This window comes from Perlucidibaca sp. (assembly GCF_057084925.1).
Genome location: NZ_JBXMRC010000028.1, coordinates 16,480 through 34,482 on the forward strand (window position 1 = coordinate 16,480; position 18,003 = coordinate 34,482).

18 protein-coding genes and 1 other RNA gene are annotated in these 18,003 nt (G+C 56.8%); 9 read left to right on the forward strand and 10 right to left on the reverse strand.

From position 1 onward, the window contains the following. Positions 1-14 precede the first annotated feature (14 nt). Positions 15-764, forward strand: coding sequence for an NRDE family protein (locus AC14IB_RS09220; protein ID WP_484231603.1), 750 nt, complete (start codon positions 15-17; stop codon positions 762-764). Here the strand turns inward: AC14IB_RS09220 and ptsP are convergent. Together ptsP and rppH are read right to left on the reverse strand one after the other, a co-directional pair. Beyond that, on the reverse strand, positions 757-3,039 hold the full coding sequence (gene ptsP / locus AC14IB_RS09225; RefSeq protein WP_484231646.1) for a phosphoenolpyruvate--protein phosphotransferase: 2,283 nt from the start codon (positions 3,037-3,039) through the stop codon (positions 757-759). The two genes, AC14IB_RS09220 and ptsP, sit on opposite strands and share 8 nt — an antisense overlap. Before the next feature lie 28 nt (positions 3,040-3,067). Continuing rightward, positions 3,068-3,565: an RNA pyrophosphohydrolase gene (gene rppH / locus AC14IB_RS09230; RefSeq protein ID WP_068857617.1), complete on the reverse strand. Its 498-nt coding sequence runs from the start codon at positions 3,563-3,565 to the stop codon at positions 3,068-3,070. 136 nt (positions 3,566-3,701) lie between these two features. Between rppH and AC14IB_RS09235 the strand changes: the two genes are divergently transcribed. Then, positions 3,702-4,361, forward strand: a complete 660-nt coding sequence (locus AC14IB_RS09235; RefSeq protein WP_484231604.1) for a histidinol-phosphatase — start codon at positions 3,702-3,704, stop codon at positions 4,359-4,361. Here AC14IB_RS09235 and AC14IB_RS09240 read toward each other — a convergent pair. The 8 genes from AC14IB_RS09240 to AC14IB_RS09275 form a co-directional block, all read right to left on the reverse strand. After that, positions 4,345-5,151, reverse strand: coding sequence for an SDR family NAD(P)-dependent oxidoreductase (locus tag AC14IB_RS09240; protein WP_484231605.1), 807 nt, complete (start codon positions 5,149-5,151; stop codon positions 4,345-4,347). The genes AC14IB_RS09235 and AC14IB_RS09240 overlap by 17 nt on opposite strands. Before the next feature lie 15 nt (positions 5,152-5,166). Further along, positions 5,167-7,443, reverse strand: coding sequence for a DUF3604 domain-containing protein (locus AC14IB_RS09245; RefSeq protein ID WP_484231606.1), 2,277 nt, complete (start codon positions 7,441-7,443; stop codon positions 5,167-5,169). Then, positions 7,440-8,480, reverse strand: a complete 1,041-nt coding sequence (locus AC14IB_RS09250) for a HupE/UreJ family protein (protein WP_484231607.1) — start codon at positions 8,478-8,480, stop codon at positions 7,440-7,442. Before AC14IB_RS09250 ends, AC14IB_RS09245 begins: the two co-directional genes overlap by 4 nt. Further along, on the reverse strand, positions 8,477-9,331 hold the full coding sequence (locus tag AC14IB_RS09255; protein WP_484231608.1) for a peptidyl-prolyl cis-trans isomerase: 855 nt from the start codon (positions 9,329-9,331) through the stop codon (positions 8,477-8,479). Before AC14IB_RS09255 ends, AC14IB_RS09250 begins: the two co-directional genes overlap by 4 nt. A 126-nt stretch (positions 9,332-9,457) precedes the next feature. After that, positions 9,458-10,063, reverse strand: coding sequence for a 5-formyltetrahydrofolate cyclo-ligase (locus tag AC14IB_RS09260; RefSeq protein WP_484231609.1), 606 nt, complete (start codon positions 10,061-10,063; stop codon positions 9,458-9,460). Between the two features lie 6 nt (positions 10,064-10,069). Next, positions 10,070-10,252, reverse strand: a non-coding RNA gene (gene ssrS, locus AC14IB_RS09265) — 6S RNA. 62 nt (positions 10,253-10,314) lie between these two features. Beyond that, positions 10,315-10,629, reverse strand: a complete 315-nt coding sequence (locus AC14IB_RS09270) for a cell division protein ZapA (protein ID WP_484231610.1) — start codon at positions 10,627-10,629, stop codon at positions 10,315-10,317. Between the two features lie 37 nt (positions 10,630-10,666). Continuing rightward, a complete protein-coding gene (locus AC14IB_RS09275; protein WP_484231611.1) occupies positions 10,667-10,876 on the reverse strand; it encodes a TIGR02449 family protein in 210 nt (69 codons plus the stop codon). 72 nt (positions 10,877-10,948) lie between these two features. Here AC14IB_RS09275 and AC14IB_RS09280 point away from each other — a divergent pair, with 72 nt between their 5' ends. From AC14IB_RS09280 to AC14IB_RS09310, 7 genes are all read left to right on the forward strand, one after another. Continuing rightward, positions 10,949-11,536 (forward strand): UPF0149 family protein, encoded by a 588-nt coding sequence (locus tag AC14IB_RS09280; RefSeq protein WP_068857608.1) that lies wholly within the window; start codon positions 10,949-10,951, stop codon positions 11,534-11,536. Between the two features lie 3 nt (positions 11,537-11,539). After that, entirely contained in the window at positions 11,540-12,874 is a 1,335-nt protein-coding gene (gene pepP / locus AC14IB_RS09285) for a Xaa-Pro aminopeptidase (protein WP_484231612.1), read from the forward strand. Further along, positions 12,871-14,121 carry a 2-octaprenyl-6-methoxyphenyl hydroxylase gene (gene ubiH / locus AC14IB_RS09290; protein ID WP_484231613.1) on the forward strand — a complete coding sequence of 417 codons (1,251 nt, stop codon included), beginning with the start codon at positions 12,871-12,873 and terminating at the stop codon, positions 14,119-14,121. The genes pepP and ubiH overlap by 4 nt, the downstream gene beginning before the upstream one ends. After that, positions 14,114-15,310 (forward strand): FAD-dependent monooxygenase, encoded by a 1,197-nt coding sequence (locus tag AC14IB_RS09295; protein WP_484231614.1) that lies wholly within the window; start codon positions 14,114-14,116, stop codon positions 15,308-15,310. The genes ubiH and AC14IB_RS09295 overlap by 8 nt, the downstream gene beginning before the upstream one ends. A 24-nt stretch (positions 15,311-15,334) precedes the next feature. Further along, positions 15,335-16,729 (forward strand): WS/DGAT/MGAT family O-acyltransferase, encoded by a 1,395-nt coding sequence (locus tag AC14IB_RS09300; protein ID WP_484231615.1) that lies wholly within the window; start codon positions 15,335-15,337, stop codon positions 16,727-16,729. Between the two features lie 131 nt (positions 16,730-16,860). Continuing rightward, the gene (ndhC, locus tag AC14IB_RS09305; RefSeq protein ID WP_484231616.1) at positions 16,861-17,289 is read left to right on the forward strand and encodes an NADH-quinone oxidoreductase subunit A; all 429 of its coding nucleotides are present in this window, start codon (positions 16,861-16,863) and stop codon (positions 17,287-17,289) included. An 11-nt stretch (positions 17,290-17,300) separates the two neighbouring features. Further along, a complete protein-coding gene (locus AC14IB_RS09310; protein ID WP_484231617.1) occupies positions 17,301-17,978 on the forward strand; it encodes a NuoB/complex I 20 kDa subunit family protein in 678 nt (225 codons plus the stop codon). The last annotated feature ends 25 nt before the right edge of the window (positions 17,979-18,003 follow it).

The window sequence follows — 18,003 nt, forward strand, 5'->3', positions numbered from 1 at the left end:
TTGGGAGATGACACATGTGCCTTTTAGCTTTTCATTGGCAACCACAATCCGACCTGCCGCTTCAGGTATGGGCTAATCGCGACGAATTTTTGGCGCGCCCGGCGCAGGCAACGCACCTCTGGCCTGAGGCACAGACCGTGCTGGCTGGGCGTGATTTACAAGGCGGCGGTACGTGGATGGGCGTCACGCTGCACGGCCGATTTGCGGCGCTGACCAATGTTCGAGATCCGAACATGCCGGCGGCTGCGCGTTCGCGGGGCGAGTTGGCGGCAGCGTATCTGTGTGGTGACCTGCCTGCAGCTGCGTTCGCACAGCAAGTCCACGCCGAACGCGAACGTTATGGCGGATTTAACCTGTTATTGGCAGATGCCGATACGCTGTGGTGCGTCGGGAGCCATCAGTCCGAGCCAATGGAAGTCGCCGCCGGCTGGCATGGGCTGTCCAATGCCACGCTCGATGCCCCTTGGCCGAAACTGATGCGCCTGTTGGGCGGCGCGCAGGCGCTCACTGAGCAGCAAGTGAATGTACCGGAAGCCCACCTCGCTCTGCTAGCGGACATAACGCCCGCGCCAGACACTGAGCTACCGAACACCGGCGTGGGATTGGCGATGGAGCGCGTGTTATCGCCCATTTGTATTCGTACGCCCGCCTATGGTACGCGCAATTCCACTTGGCTGCGGATTGCGCGCGACGGCGTGTATTGGCACGAACAGGACTATAACGAAGAGCGGCATCATCGGTTCGAGCTGACGCGCCTTAGCTAGTGCGCGCCCCTTGCGGCCGAATCAAATCGATCAGTCCCAGCGAGGTTAATTTCGCTTCAACGGTGGCCCGAATCTGCGCGGGGTTGTCGTAGGCCAGCACTTCATCGAGCAGTAATTTGGCTTCGGTGAGAGGTGTCATGCACACGGTTTTGCGGACTTTCAGCAGATTGCTGGCGCTCATCGACAGCGAATCAAAGCCCATGGCCATGAGCAGAATCGCCGTGCCCGGATCACCTGCCATTTCGCCGCAGATGCTCACCGTCTTACCCACGCGATGCACTTCGTTAACGACATAACGCACCGCGCGTAACACGGAGGGGTGATACGGCGAGTAGAGGTCGGCCACGCGCGTGTTGTTACGATCCACCGCCAGCAAGTATTGGGTTAAGTCGTTAGAGCCAATGCTGACGAAATCGGCGCGCTGAGCCAGGTCGGCAATTTGAATCACCGTGGCAGGCACCTCAACCATCACACCGATGCGCGGCAGCGACACCTCGAATTCGCCTTCTTCTTTCAACTCATGCACGGCACGATGAATCAGCGCCACGGCATCGTCGACCTCGCCCACCGTGGTGACCATGGGCAATAGAATTTGCAGGTTATTTAGGCCGGAAGCCGCTTTCAGCATGGCGCGAACCTGCACCATGAAAATTTCCGGGTGGTCGAGCGTGATGCGAATGCCACGCCAGCCCAGCGCGGGGTTGTCTTCCTCAATGGGGAAGTAGGGCAAATCCTTGTCGCCACCGATGTCCAATGTGCGCATGGTGACGGGTTTGGGCGCAAAGGCTTCGAGCTGCTGACGGTAAATCTTCCGTTGCTCCTCCTCGCCAGGAAAGCGTTCGCGCAGCATGAACGGAATTTCCGAGCGATACAGACCAACCCCTTCAGCGCCGCGATCTTTCGCGCGCGCCACGTCAGCCATCAGGCCCGTGTTCACACAGAGCGCCATGGCATGGCCATCGGGAGTGACGGCTTCGCGCTGTTTGTAGGCATCGAGGCCGGCAACGAGCTGTTGCTCTTCGCGGATGATGTCTTTGTAGCGCTTACGCAGCACGCGGGAGGGGCGAACAAAGACGCGGCCAAGGTAGGCATCGAGAATCATCTCGGCATCGTCTAGGGTGGTGACCGGAATGTCGCTAACGCCCACGACGGTGGGAATGCCCAGTGCACGTGCCACGATGACCATGTGCGAGTTCGCCGCACCGGTGGCGGAGACGACGCCGCAAACTTTATCTAACGGGGCTTCTAGCAACATGGCGGTGGAAATGTCTTCACCGACCAAAATGCTATTTTCTGGGAATTCGCGGATTTCTTCCGATTCTTGATCCTGAAGTTTCGCCAGCAAGCGCAGGCCGAGATCGCGCACATCCGACATGCGCTCACGCAGGTACGGATCTTCCATGGCCGAGAAGCTTTGCATGTGCTCGTCAATGACTTCGCGCAAAGCGCCTTGAGCCCAGTTGCCGGCCTCAATGCGTTCGGCAATCTCTCCGCCCAAGGCGTTGTCGTCGAGCATGCGCAGATAGACATCAAACAAGGCGCGCTCTTCGGGCATTAAGGTGCCAGCCATGCGCAGATCCAGCGCTTTCACTTCCTCGCGGACTGACTCTAGCGCCTTCTCCAGCAAGGCCAGTTCGCTATCAATGTCATCTACCGCACGATCGGGCACTTGCTCCAAATCGGCTTTCGGGTAGAGCACCACGGCGCGGCCCAGGGTGACGCCCGTGGCGCCGGTAATACCCTGATAAATCTGCGTGGGCGTGGCGCGGGAGCCACGCACCACTTCCAGTTGACCCATGACTTTGGCATGCGCCACGACGCCGGAGAGCTGAGCAGACAAGGTCACCAAAAACGCGACTTCACCTTCGTCAAAGCGGCGATTTTCCAGCTGCTGCACCACGAGAACGCCCAAGACCTTACGGCGATTCATGATGGGCACGCCGAGGAAGGCGTTGTAACGCTCCTCGCCGGTTTCCGGGAAATACACATAGCTCGGATGCGTGGCGGCATCCTGCAAGTTGATGGGCTCTTCGCGGGTGGCGCAGAGGCCGACCAAGCCTTCGCTGAAACCGAGACTGACCACGCCGATAGACGCTGGATTAAAGCCTTCGTTGGCCATCAGCACTAAGCGTTCGGTGCGGTCGTCGAGCAAATAGACGGAGCACACTTCGGTGTCGGTGGCTTCGCGCACGGACGCGACCAGCACATCGAGGGCGGCCTGAAAGCTGGGTGCGTTGTCCACTTCTTGGACGATGCGACGCAAGACTTCCAGCATGCTCGGTTCGGTCGGCGTTATGGGCATATCAACCTACCAACGCTGAACTGTTTTGAACGGGCAGACGCGGCAGCAGTTCCTTAAGTGCGCGACGATAGACTTCGCGTTTGAATGACACCACCTGATCCAGCGGATACCAATAGCTGACCCAGCGCCAGCGATCGAATTCGGCCGGCTTCTGGCAATCCAGCTTCACATGTGACTCCGGCCCCACCAGTTGCAGCAAGAACCAGCGCTGCTTCTGGCCGATGCAAATCGGTGGCTTATCGTGACGAATAAAGCGACGTGGCAGGCGATAGCGCAGCCAGCCGCGGGACTGGGCGAGAATTTTTACATCCTGCGGCTGCAGGCCAATTTCTTCGTGTAGTTCGCGATACATCGCCTGCTCCGGCGACTCGCCATCGGCGATGCCGCCCTGGGGAAATTGCCACGCGTCGTGGCCGTAGCGCCGTGCCCACAGAACTTGTCCGGCGGCATTGGCTACGATGATGCCGACATTGGGTCGGAAGCCATCCTCGTCAATCACGGTGATTCCTTAAAAAACAATTTGTTATTGCTGCCATTACTACCTGACGCCCCGAAGCGGGGCAAGCTAGACGGCGGATTTTTTCGTTATCTGTCGGTATCATCGCCATTTTCCGCCCCCCTTGGAGCATCTCGCGATGACGCTGGCCCTATTTGATCTTGATAACACCCTGCTGGGCGGCGATTCCGATCATGCGTGGGGGGAGTTCTTGGTGTCGCGCGGACATGTCGACGCCGAGGCGTATCGCTTGGCTAACGACGGTTTTTATGCCGACTACCGCGCTGGCACACTCGATATTCGAGCGTTCTGTGAGTTTGTTTTCGCGGTGCTGGCTCGAAATGAGTTGGCAACGTTGAAGCAATGGCGCGATGAGTTCATGGCCGAGTGCATCACACCCCTGTTATTGCCAAAGGCATTTGACCTGCTGGCGAAGCATCGCGACATGGGCCACACGCTGGTCATCATTACCGCGACGAATCATTTCGTCACTGAATTGATTGCAGAGCGCTTAGGCGTTGAGCACCTGATTGCGACCACGCCAGAGCAAACGCCAGATGGCCGTTTCACCGGCAAGCTCGCTGGAACGCCCTGCTTCCAAGCCGGCAAAATCACGCGCCTGCAGGAATGGATGGCCGAGCGCGGCGAATCGCTGGACGGTGCGTGGTTTTATTCCGACTCGCGCAACGACTTGCCGTTATTGGAAGTGGTGGCGCATCCGGTGGCGGTGGATGCGGATGAGGTCCTCACCCGCATCGCACAGGAGCGTGGCTGGCCCTGTATCAGCCTGCGCGCATAAAGCGTTCGAGCACGGCCGGCGCCCAACGCTTCAGGGCACCAACCAGCACAGCTTCTTTGCCTATGCCGGCCACGGCCTCATTGCGCAGAATTGCCTGCAGCGTACGCTGAGCCACTTGCTCGGGTGTCAGCGACGTCTTCTCGAAGTCTTTGGCGACGCGCGCACGCGCTTTCTCACTGCTTAGGCTGCCGACCAGCTTCACTTTGGTTTGAATTGGCGTATTCACGAAGCCAGGGCAGATCACGCTGACGCCAATCTTGTGGCGATGCAGTTCCAGCCGTAATGATTCCGACAGGCCAACGACTGCGAACTTGCTGGCACTGTAGGTGCTCATGCCGGGTGCGCCGAAAAAGCCGGACACCGACGCCATATTGACGACATGGCCGCCCTGGCCGCGCTCGATCATCTTCGGTACAAAGGCGCGAATGCCATAGACCACGCCCATGACATTGATGTCGTGCAGACGCTTCCAGTCGGAGGGTTCGACTTCCCAGGTAAAGCCGCCCATAACCACACCGGCGTTATTCACCAAGATGTCGATGGCGGGAAACTGCGCATGTACCGCATCGGCTAGCGTTTGCATCTGCGCCTCATCACTGACTTCGGCAACATAGACCCAGGCCTTGCCCCCGGCGCTGATGCATTTCAGGCGCACGGCGTCGAGCTTGTCCTGATCACGTGCAGTCAGAATGACGGTTGCACCGGCACTGGCCAGCGCAATGGCAATGGCTTCACCAATCCCGCTGCTGGCACCCGTTACTAAGGCCACTTTGTTCTTAAAATTTTTCACGGTATTGCCTCGCTGTTATTTCAGTTTTTGTTCGTACCAGATGGGCGATGCCCAGGCACGCTCTTCGATGGTGTTAAAGGTGTTGCGGCCCTTAAAGCTGCCGGTAGTGCCGGTGGTTGCGCAGCAGCCTTCATAGCCGCTGAAGCCTGTGCTGGCTGGGAACATGCCATTGACCGGATTGAGCAGGCTGCAATCGACCTTCTTATCGACATTGCACATGTACGACGACCAGCGGCAGGAAGGGACTTCGAGCGCACGGGCATAGTAATAAGCGTCTTGAGATGCATTGAACTCGGGGTCTTTCCAGATCGCACAGAGCTGCTCGGGGTGATTGCCAATTTCAACGCTGCAGTCCGTCATCGACGGACGCTTCACCGTGTCTTTGGTGCGCGCCACATTCTCAAATACTTTGACACGGGGTTTGCCACTGGCATCAACATAGCCTTTAACGATGTCGATGCGCTGCAGGGGATAGTTCTCCGGATCCTGTTGTGCCCACACGGCGATCTGCGGTGCGCCTATCGCCGGTAACGGCAGGTCGCCGCCCATCAGCGCGCCCGGTGTTTCGCCGAGGTCAACTGGGTTTTGCCCAGCGGCTAAACGATCACAGGTATTGGCGGGGAGTTTCCAACCCCCAATCGAACGGATTTTGATGCGTGGCCCAGAGGTGCCCCAGGACTCACCTCGATGAATCGCATCCCAAATCTCGTTACGCTTGTTTTGGGTTGCCCAGACGCCGGTGAGTCCGCCTGGATTGAGGCTGCGGGCAAAGTCTTGAAACTTGCGCCCTACACACTTCGTGGGGTCGGCAGGATCGCCGCCGCCGGTGCAATTCCAAAAGCCCAGCAATTCTTTGGGTTCATCGTCGAGCACACCGCCATGACCGACAAAGCCGCGCTCACCGACATTGCCGGAAATACCGTTATGCGTGTCGGACGCCGCCACAATATTGGCTTTGTAGGGGTTAATACCCAAGGTTTTGCGAATCGCCAAGCCTTCGGCCATGGCGTAGCGGTAATAGTCCAAGGCAGTTGTGCAGTTTTCGGTGCCGCTAGCAGAGGGATTTCTGGACGGTCGCGAGCGGCCATCGGGGCCCGGATTCAGGCAGGTATCAACAATATTGTCGCCCAAGCTGCGGTGGTTACAGAAATTCGGATCGGTGAGCGGGTCGCCTTTGCAGAACTTAGCGCAGGTCGCTGGATCATCCGCACGACCATGACAGACGGTTTTAAAGGTTTCGAAGGTGCAGGCAGTCTCCTCACCCTGAAGGTACGGTCCTTCTAGGCCAACTGCGCATTCGGACTGACCTTTATGTTGTGTCAATTCAACTGCCACATCCATGCTGCGGCGCAAGCTGGCATCGGCGGCAGTCATCGGCAGGTAAATATCGGTGGAATCAATTTTTCGGCCCAAGGGCACGCCATTGGCTTCCATGGGAAGCCACATTCGGCCGTCCGACAAGTTCCCGTTGTGCGGGATGGTCAGCACGTCGCAGCCAGGAATGGATTTGCAGACGATCTTCAAATGATCGAAAAGATCCCAGTCATCATTGCCATTTTGCGGGTTGAGCGCCGTGTCTGGCCGTACCGCCGGAAAGACGATGAGCGGAATGCGCGTGGTGTCGCCCTTAAAAATAACGTTGCGGTGGAACATCTGCGAGTCTTCATTTGAGGTGAACTCGTAGGCATGTAGCGTGGTGAATTTACAGGGGACGTACTCGTCATCGTTGATTTGTTTGGTGTTTTGCCAGGCGGAAATACTCGTAGGCGCAAATGCGACTAATGACTGCAGTAATTGCTGCTGAAGCGAGGTATTGCCCGCCGCAATGTTGATCACATCATCGCGAATGCCTTTACCGATGCGCTCGTCGCATTGCTTTTGCAGCATGCCGTTTCGTCCACAGGTGTTCGAGAAGCCACCTAAGAACTCGGCATGATCAGTGACGGCGTTGAAATCCAGCGGCCGGCCGATCGTGACGGCGCGCGCCGGGGTATAGGGGTCGTCGCTGCCAAGGGTCGGTAAGTGGCCATCCTTCCCTTGAGCAAATTCATGGGCTGCGCGGGGGTCATTGGTGGCATTAAAGAAATACGCGTCGAGTGAAAATGCGGTGTGCGTATGCAAATCGCCAAAGTAGGCTTGCTTGCGGTTGCCACTGGCGCCAACACAGGGTTTGTCGTCGTTGGCCACGGGGGTATTCGGAGGGTTGCTCACGCGCGGTTTTGAGGGCTGATCCTGGCCGCAGGCACTCACCATCAATGTTAGCAGCACGAAGAGTAGGACTTGAGGTTTCATTGCAGGCCTCCCAGCGACAGGTATTGGTAGTGGGTGATTAGCCAGTCTGACGTGCGATCAAGAAGCCAATAACACGCGATGCCACCCAAGGCGATGGCGGCCCCAGGTGAGAATGGATGGGTGTTGCCCCAACGAAAGCGCTTCATGCATTGCCAAAGCACCAGCACGAACGCGAGTTGACCTATTTCGACGCCGAGATTGAAGTAGAGCAAGGCCCAGGCCTTGGACTCTGCTGGTAGGCCGACTTCGCTCAGGGCTCCGGCAAAGCCAAAGCCATGGAGCAGGCCAAAGCCAAAGGCAACCCGCCACGGTTGGCGAAAACTGATGGAAGGCTTTGCGGGATCGTGAGTGAGTAACTCATAGGCTAGTAACAGAATGCTGCCAGCGATGAGTATTTCTACCGGCTTGGGCGGCAAGCCCCAAACGCCAAATAAGGCCAGTGCCAGGGTTAGGCTATGGGCAAGGGTAAATGCCGTGATGGCGGCAATCAGCGTGGCTGCGCCTCGGCGTTGAGCGGCAATAATCAGCATCAGGCCAAAGACAAAAAGCAGGTGGTCAGGGCCTAGCAAAATATGACTGATGCCAATCAGCACGTAGCGGCTGAGCGATTGATCGGCGTGATGCTCACCACTGCCTAAGCGCCGTACCGGATCATGACGATCCATGGCCAAGGTTTCTTGGGCGCCACTGGCAAAGTTGGCAATAACTAAGGCTTCCGGCATGCGCGGATCAAGGCCATGCAATTGTATGCGGGTGTTGGCTAGGCCGGACTGACAGTTCAATCGCCAGCGCCGCTCGATGGTTCCGCTGTCGCGCCGGGTATGCGCTAGGCCTTGTATCACGCAGCGATCATCAAATGCCGGCACCACGCTGTGTGGAGATTCTTCGCCCATTTGCGGTACGCGCAGCGTAGCGTCTGTCACCCCGTGAGCGAACTCATCGAAGCGCAGCGTGACCGTTTTCAACTCATGCGCTTGGCTAGCGAGACTGAGCAAAACTCCACTAAGTAGGCAAAGCGTTAGCGCTAACCGGCTCATGATTCGACCGCATCGAAATGAATTCGGTAACGCGCCTTGATCTCGTTTAAGGCTTTATCCGTGGCGAGTCGTTGCTGTTCTTGGCGGTAGTCCGTCAGAACTTGCTCGCGAACGTCATCTAATTGCACCGGATGAAAGGCGGAGCGGCTAATGACGCGAACAAAATGTAGGCCAAGATTAGAGGCAATAGGACCTTGCCAGCCTGTTTCTGTGATCGAAAAAACCGCTTGGGCAAAGTCTCGGCCAAAGTCATTACGTAAGCTGACTAAGCTGGCGCGATGAAAACTTAGGCCACTGACAAAGGGGTCACTTAAGTGTTGCCACTCCTTGGGATGAGCCTGAAGTTCAGCGTGGGTTTTACTCGCCACCGCCGGTAAGGCCTGCCCCTGTTTGCCGCGACTCAAAAAGACTTGCTCGAAATCTATGGCTGCCGGGGTTCCATAGCGTTGCGGATGGGTATCCAAATGCTGTTGCAGGGCTTCTTCAGAGACAGCTGTGGTTGCTGTGCGCTGGGTTAACAGCAGGCGCATTTTTTGTGCGAGCTGGCGACGAACAATGGTGTCAGAACGATCCAGATTGAGTGCCATGGCTTCGCGATAGAGCATTTGCTCATCTAGCCAGAACGCCAGTTTGGCCTGTAGCTCTTCTGGGCTGGGTGGGCGGCCATGCTCGGCCTGGAACGCCTGGCTAAGCGCCAGTTGTTGGGCGCTGGAAACATGAATGGTGTACTGATCGTCTGCGTAAGGATCGGAGATGCCTTGGATTAATCGATCGATGCCGAATAGCACAAGGCCAAGCACAATGAATATCGTCAGCGGAGAGCGACGTGCGTGTAGAAGCAAAGCGTGCATGGATTCAGGCCCAGTGGAGCACGAGAACTCACCGTCATGGCGGGAGCGTTTTTATTAGAGTGTTTTGAGGCTAACAGCCCGAAATCGCAGAAACAACCGCTGTCAGATAATCATAAAAGCGCGGGCTTACACCACGATGAGCGCATCCACTGCGCGGTCCCAGCTTGCTTTAGGCAGGCTGGCGACGTGTTGGCAGGCATGGGCTAGGCCCATCGTGTGTGGACGGCGAGGTGATTGGCTGAGCTTGGCAAGTAGCCTGTCGTAATAGCCTCCGCCCATGCCTAAGCGGTTGCCCTGAGCGTCAAACCCAACCAAGGGCATCAATACGATATCTAAAGCCTTGGCGGAGCGGGACTGACCTGAGATGGGCTCGGCAATACCATAGGCGTTCCGACGCCAGCCCCGTCGTGCATGCATCGCAGGGGCTTTAACAAAGCGCAAGCCGCCGCGATGCAATGAATGTGTGGGGGTAACGACCGGCAGCCAGAGGGTTTTCCCGTGGCGTTGGGCCCAACGCATAAAACGAAGCGGATTTATCTCCCCATCACTCGAAACATAGGCGGCAATGTGTTTTGCCTGGTGAATGCGGGGATTTTTTTGTAACGAGTGGCATAGCGTGCGCGCGGCAAGAGCTTGTTTTTGTGGGCTCAGAGCACGGCGTTGTTGCCGGAGTTGGCGTCTAAGCTGTTGTCGCTGTTGCTGAGTCGCGACGGATAGGGTGTCGCCCATCATCAGGAAGAGTTCTCCGAAGGTGCCGCTGTCCATCGTCGCCCTTGAACCCAGCGGGTTCAAGGGGGATGCGGCGCAATCATTTAAGGCTTTCCGACGGGCGGACATGCACACCACGAAAGACGAACGCATCCCAAAGGATGTAGCATCGGCTCAGGGGCTCTGAAAGACTGGCGAACACCCCAGAGAGGCGTTCATTATAAATCAGCTCGACGTAAATTGAACTGAACAATCTGTTATCAAGCGTCGTTCGCTTAGCGTAATTCTGTCTCAGAAGTTTCCGCAAGACCTGCTTCCATACGTTGCAATAACAGCGCGATATCGGCAGGACTCACCGCTTCACCCGAGGTTTGTTGGCGTAAGCTCAGCAATTCATGCGCAATGTTCAGGGCGGCAATGACGGCAATGCGCTCTAAGCCCAAGACTTTGCCAGAGCCTCGAATTTCGCGCATTTTGCGATCGAGGTATTGCGCGGCACGACGCAAATTGTCTTGCTCAGCCAAAGGGCTGGCAATTTTGTAGGCTTTGTCCAGGATGAAGACATCGAGGGTGCTGACTTCCGGATTCATGGCATCGCCTGTGAAAATAAATTAACGCGGGATTCGATTAAGACTGAGCTTCAAGCGCACGCAAGCGCAGAATAATGGCTTCAACACGGGCACGTGCTAGCTCATTTTTTCGCTGTAGCTCATCACGTTCGGCAAATAGATTTGACTGTTGCTGTTTGAGGCGCTGATTTTCGGCATGCAATGCACGCAGCTGTTTGAGCAGGGCATCTACTTGGCGAGAAATCGCGTGGAAGTCCTGTTCAAGCATGTCCGGTTCGCCGTGAAGTTGTCGAGCAGCTAATATAGGGCGATGCCCTCGCGATGCCAACAGGAGATTCCTATGCAAGCTGTAATTGTACCTACCCACGATACCTTGAGTTTGGCGCTGGATCAGGTGCAAGCAGACTGCTCGGCTGCCGAGCTGCATGGCGTGATGGTAGGTATGCTGGCGGGCGGTGCGCGCATGAATCGCAGTGCGCTAATGAAGTCGTTGGAGGCTCATGCCGATGTCAGCACAGCCTTTGCTGACGAAATGATCGCCTCGCTTTGGCAGCTGCAATTGAAAACCCTAGAAGACTTGGGAGCAGACGATCTGCTTTTTCAGCCGCTGCTGCCAGACGATGACGACGACTTGAACCTGCGTGTGATGGCGCTGGCAGATTTTGCGCGCGGGCTACTGGCTGGCTTTGGTTTGGCGGTGCAAGCGAATAACCCGGCGCTGGCCGGTGAGATTGTGCGTGAGACGCTGCAAGATATCGTCAATATCTCTCAGCTCGACAGTGTGGATGAGCCCGATGAAGAGAGCGAATTGGCCTATGCCGAACTGCATGAGTTTGTTCGGCTCGGAGTGATTCACTTGTTTGAAGAGTTGGCGCCGCGCGAAGAGCATGGTCATGATGCAGTAGATCTCCCGCCAACGGTGCACTAAGCCATGACTGCGACACTGAAGTCCTTAATTTCCGCTACGGAGTTCGCGCACCGTCGTGCCCAGCTGATGAGCAAGATGGGGAGTGATGCTGTCGCGGTGGTGCCTGCGGCACTGCACTACCGACGCAATCGCGATACCGAATACCGTTTTCGACAAGACTCTGATTTTTACTACCTCAGTGGGTTTGCTGAGCCGGAAGCGCTATTGGTGCTTTTGCCCGGCCGAGCAGAGGGCGAGTTCGTGCTTTTTTGTCGGCCTCGTGATCGCGAAATGGAAATTTGGAATGGCTACCGCGCCGGACCCGAAGGCGCAGAAAAGGATTTTGGCGCACAGCAAGCATTTCCTATCGCAGAGCTGGATGAGCGCCTGCCAGCGTTGTTGGCGGGGCGCGATCGCGTCTATGCGCCCATGGGTGTTCAGCCCGATTTTGATCAGCGCCTGTCGGGCTGGCTGAGTGCTGTCCGCGCCAAAACGCGCGCCGGTGTTCGAGCCCCCAGTGCCTTGCATCTCTTGAATACCGTGCTGCATCCCCTGCGCTTGATTAAGTCTGATGCTGAAATCGCCATCATGCAGCGGGTGGCGGATATCAGTGCCGAGGGCCATCGTCGTGCCATGGCATGGGCGCGGCCCGGACGCTACGAATATGAACTCGAGGCCGAGCTGCTGCATGCGTTTACCCGGCAGGGTTGCGCTGCCCCAGCCTACGGCAGCATCGTGGGCTCTGGCGCTAACGCCTGCATTTTGCATTACGGTGAAAATGACCGACGCATGCAGGATGGCGACTTGGTACTGATCGATGCGGGCGGCGAGTTAGACCATTACGCTGCCGATATCACGCGCAGCTTCCCGGTAAATGGCCGCTTCAGTGGCCCGCAAAAAGCCCTTTATGAAGTCGTGTTGGCTGCGCAATTGGCCGCGATTGCCACCGTGCGACCGGGAGCCAGTTGGCAGGCGCCTCACGATGCTGCCGTGCGCGTGCTAACACAGGGCTTGGTCGAGCACGGTTTATTGCAAGGCAGTGTGGATGACCTGATTCAAAGCAACGCGTTCCGCCGCTTTTATATGCACCGAACCGGGCATTGGCTGGGCATGGATGTGCACGATGTGGGTGACTACCAGGTGGATGACCAGTGGCGTCCATTGATGCCGGGCATGGTGCTCACGGTTGAGCCCGGTCTTTATGTCGCGCCCGACGATGAGACGGTGGCCGAGCATTGGCGGGGCATCGGCATTCGTATTGAAGATGATGTGGTGGTCACGGCTCAGGGTCATCATGTGTTGAGTGCGAATGCGCCCAAGACCATTGCGGAAATTGAAGCACTGGTGGGTACGGCATGACGGCGCTTCCGACGCAGGCGGACATCGCCATCATTGGTGGCGGCATGGTCGGCGTCACGTTGGCCTTGATGCTGGCCCGTGAGCTGCCGCAATTGCGCGTGGTGTTAATTGAAGGGCAACGTTTTCCGGTGCTTGATCTGAGCCAGCCCCTGCCCTACACCGCAGGCTTTGACGCGCGTAATACCGCACTATCTCGCCGGACGGTTCAAGCATTTACCGACCTAGGTTTATGGCAGCAGCTACAGCCGCATGCAACACCTATCCATCAAATCCATATTTCCGATCGGGGCCATTTCGGTTTGTCGCGCCTGCGTGCCGACGAAGAGCACGTCGAGAGCTTTGGTCAGGTCATGGAAAATGCCTGGTTGGGTGTTGTTCTCCTGGCGGCACTGAAAGCCTGCCCCTCGGTGACCTTATGTGACGGCGTGGCAGTCACGGCGCTAGCAACATCGGCTGAGGCAGCCACACTGACGCTGCAGCGCGGGGACGATGCGTCCACAACCCTATGTGTGCCGCTGGTGGTGGCTGCGGATGGCACGCAATCACGCAGTCGGGAGTGGTTAGGCTTGGGTGCTAGATGGCACGATTATGGCCAAACGGCCTTGGTCACGACCATCGCCACCTCCTTGCCCCATGAACATATTGCCTTTGAGCGCTTTACAGCGGATGGACCTATTGCCTTGCTGCCGCTGCCCGATGCCCGTGATCAGCCCGCTCAAACGCGACGCTCCTTGGTGTGGGCCTTAAAAACCGAAACAGCACAGCGCGTGCTGGCGTTGTCTGATGAGGAGTTTTTAGCGGAGTTTCAGCAAGCTTTTGGTCGTCGTGCAGGACGCTTTACCCGCGTGGGTCAGCGACATGCCTATCCCTTGCAGCTCATGGTCGCGCATCAACAAACCGTGCCGCGTGCGGTGATTTTGGGCAATGCCGCGCATAGCCTGCATCCCGTGGCGGGCCAAGGCTTTAACCTGTGCTTGCGCGATGTGCTGGTGCTCGTTGAAAGCCTGAGGGAGTCGATGCTTGCAGGGACTGACTTAGGAAACGCCCAGCACTTGCAGGCGTATGAAGCAAAGCGTACGGCGGATCAGCAGCAAATCATCCGCTTCTCAGATAGCCTCGTTCGTGGCTTTTCCAATGCCAACCCGCTGTTGCAGCTGGCGCGTAATATCGGCTTATTAGGGTTTGATTTATTGCCCGGTGCCAAGCCGCTAGTCGCTCGATACGCCATGGGGTTAAGTCATGTCTAAACGTGTCGATGTGTTAGTTGTGGGTGGCGGCATGGTGGGCAGTGCCTTTGCGCTGCTGCTGAAACTGGGTAGTCCTGCGCTTAATGTGGTTGTTGTAGATGCAGAGCGCAGTGAAACCCCGGCGCCGGAAGCGAACTTTGGCTTGCGGGTATCCGCGCTGAATCAAAGCAGCGAGGCGGTGATTGCTCAGGCAGGTTGTGCGCAAGGCTATGCTCGGTTGCGTCAGTGCCGCTTCCAGCATATGCAGGTTTGGGATGCTGATGGCACCGGACAGGTGCGCTTTAGTGCGGCGGATATTCAAACGACGCATCTGGGCACGTTGGTCGAAAATACCGCTGTTCAAGCGCTGCTCATGCAAGCGTTGGGCGATAGCTTGCAGGTCGCCCGCGTGCTGTCGATACAGCGTCTGCAGCAAGGTTGGCAGGTGGCTTTAGATGACGGCAGTGTCATAGAGCCCGCGCTCTTGGTCGGTGCCGACGGAGCGCTGTCGCGCGTTCGCGAAGCGGCCGGCATCAGTACAAGCGTGCAAGACTATGGACAGCACGGCTTGGTTTGCACGGTACGTACAGAAAAGCCCCACGACGCCACCGCTTGGCAGCGCTTTCTACCTCAGGGGCCCTTGGCTTTCCTTCCCCTCGCCGACGCACATCAATGCTCTATTGTGTGGACGCTGCCAACTACCCAGGCTGAGGCCATGCTGGCCGCGTCACCCAGCGACTTCGAGCAAGCTTTGGCAAAAGCCTTTGAAAACACCCTGGGCGCGGTCGAGTTGGTCGGCCCGCGTGCGGCATTTCCACTGATAGCTAGGCATGCGGAGCGTTATTGCGAGCCGGGCTTGGTGCTTATCGGTGATGCCGCCCATAGCATTCATCCTTTGGCGGGTCAGGGGGTGAATTTGGGTTTCCTCGATGCGGCATCGTTAGCACAAGAATTACTGGCTGCGCTTCAGGCGGGGCTGCCCATTGGCCATACACGGGCTTTGCGCAAATACAGTCGCCAACGGCGTGGCCATAATGCCTTGCTGCTCAATAGCATGACCGGGTTTGAATGGTTGTTTGCTCAGCAATCACCGGCGTGGCGGATTTTACGCAACCTAGGGATGCGCCATTTTGACAATAACCATTTGCTAAAACAGGCAGTTATGAGCGTGGCGATGAAACCTGCAGGGGTGCATACTTCCCTCCAATAAAAATAACAATGGACGGGTTGGGTCATGGCTAAGCGCCTTAATTTAGCGGATGCGTTTTTTCTTAACGCGGAATCTCGCGATGCCTATATGCATGTGGCCATGCTGCATCGTTACGAAATTCCCCGTGATGGCGGCGAAAATTGGGTTAGTGAGCAGCTTGAGCGGATGCGCCAATTCGCCGTCGATCAGCCTCCCTTTAATTTGCGTTTGAAGCCCGGTTTAGTCGGTAAGGTGGTTCCCGCTTGGGAGGTTGATCACGACATCGACATTGATTACCACCTGCGTCATGCGGCGCTGCCCAAGCCGGGTGGTGAGCGTGAGCTGGGTATTTTGGTGTCACGTCTGCACAGCCAGCCTTTAGATAAGAATCGTCCGCTCTGGGAATGCACCCTTATTGAGGGGCTGAATGACGGTACGTTTGCGCTCTATTTCAAAATCCACCACGCGCTCATGGATGGCATGTCGGGTTCGCGCACTATGAGTCGCTGCTTAAGCTCTAATCCAGACGAGCGTGGCATGCCGGCGTTTTGGGCTATGCCACCCTTGCCGCGCAGCAGCACCGGCATTCCGAAAGCAATCATCGAGTCGGCGCAGGCGTTAGCGCGACCCACCGTGCTTAATGTGCTGAGCCAGGCTTTTATGGCTTGGATGAGGATGTTACGGGCATCGCCGGCCAGTGGATTAATTGGTCCCTATCGCACACCGGCCTGCGCATTAAATGGCAGCATCAGCCCGCAACGCCGATTTGCTACGCAGAGCTTATCTATTGAGCGCATGAAGCGAGTGGCTGAAAAAGCGAGTGGCACGCTCAACGATATCGTTTTGGCGACATGCTCTTCCGCCTTGCGCCGCTACCTGCAGGAAATTAACGACCTACCGAAAAAGCCCTTGCTGGCGTCTATCCCGGTGTCATTGCGCACGCGTGAAGAAGCGGGAGAAGGCAACGGTATTAGCTTGGCGCTGTCATCACTGGCAAGTCATATCGAGGATCCGAAAGCTCGATTGGAGGCAATCAAGGCCTCCATGCAGGCCAATAAGAACTTATTAGCCACGCTTTCCAAGCCTGCCATGACACTCTATACCAATTTGCTGATGGCACCTTTCTTGATTGGCCAGATGACCGGTTTGGGTGCCCGAGCTCGCCGTCCGATGTACAACACCATGGTGTCGAATGTGCCGGGCCCATCCGAGGTGCTGTATATGAATGGCGCGCGCTTGGTCAGTGCCTACCCGGTTTCACTGATTTTTAATGGGCAGGCGCTCAATATCACGATCTTGTCCTACGATGGCCAAATGCATTTTGGCTTCACGGCTTGTAGAGTCGCCCTGCCGAGTGTGCAAAAACTCGCCGTCTATTTAGGGGAAGCGCTGGATGAACTCGAGCAGGTCTATGGCGTGACAAGCGAGTTGAAAAGTTGACGCTAGACGCATAGGCCGCATTTGGAGTCTGGAAATTAGGCGCTTCAACGAGTATCCTGCGCCCCATTCATTGGGTGAGTCGGCTCTTTTGGGTCTGGCACTCCGCCGCGACGTATTAATAGGAGTTCGCCATGACAACGGGCGTTACTGAAGTTGCCAGCTATTGGGCCTTTGGTGCCTTCTTGGTCGGCATCGTGGGCATATGCTGCTTCATGCTGTTTGTGCCTTGGTTGCTGGGTGGTCGCGATTGGGGTCGTGCTAAAAACGAGCCTTTCGAATCAGGCATCGTCTCTCGTGGCGGTGCACGCCTGCGCGTGTCGGCTAAGTTTTATTTAGTGGCGATGTTCTTCGTGATCTTCGACGTTGAAGCGTTGTATCTCTACGCCTATGCCATTTCGGTAAAAGAAGTGGGTTGGGTCGGCTTCTTTGAAGTCAGCTTCTTTGTTTTTGTCCTGCTGGCCGGCTTGTTCTACCTCTGGCGCATTGGCGCATTGGATTGGGCACCGGAAGCTCGTCGACGTCGCGCTGCGCGCCGTGCGGCCGAACCTTCTGATCACTGAGGCTGTGGTTCATGAAATATACCCTGACACGCATTGACCCCAACGCCGCCAACGACAGCTACCCGATTCAGCAGACTCAAACGGGCGTGATGGATCCCGTAGAAGAGCAGGCTAATAAGAGTATTTTTCTCGGCCGTCTTGAAGACATGATTCATGGCGCAGTGAACTGGGGTCGCAAAAACTCGCTTTGGCCGTACAACTTTGGTTTGTCCTGCTGCTATGTGGAAATGGCCACGGCTTTTACTGCGCCGCATGACGTAGCGCGCTTTGGCGCCGAAGTGATCCGCGCCTCGCCGCGTCAGGCCGATGTCATGGTGGTGGCCGGCACCTGCTTTATGAAAATGGCTCCCGTGGTGCAGCGTCTATACGAACAGATGCTGGAGCCGAAATGGGTTATTTCCATGGGTGCTTGTGCGAACTCCGGCGGCATGTACGACATCTACTCTGTGGTTCAAGGTGTAGATAAGTTCCTGCCTGTCGATATTTATATTCCCGGCTGCCCGCCGCGACCGGAAGCCTTCCTTCAGGCACTTATGCTCTTACAGGAGCAAGTGGGCAAAGAGCGTCGCCCGCTGTCTTGGACGGTCGGTGATCAGGGCGTGTACAAACCAGAATTGGAACCGATGCGCGAGCGTAAACACGACGAACGCATTCAGGTCGTCAATCTACGTACGCCAGACCAGGTCTGATAATTTTCTGTTGAGCGCCTCGCGC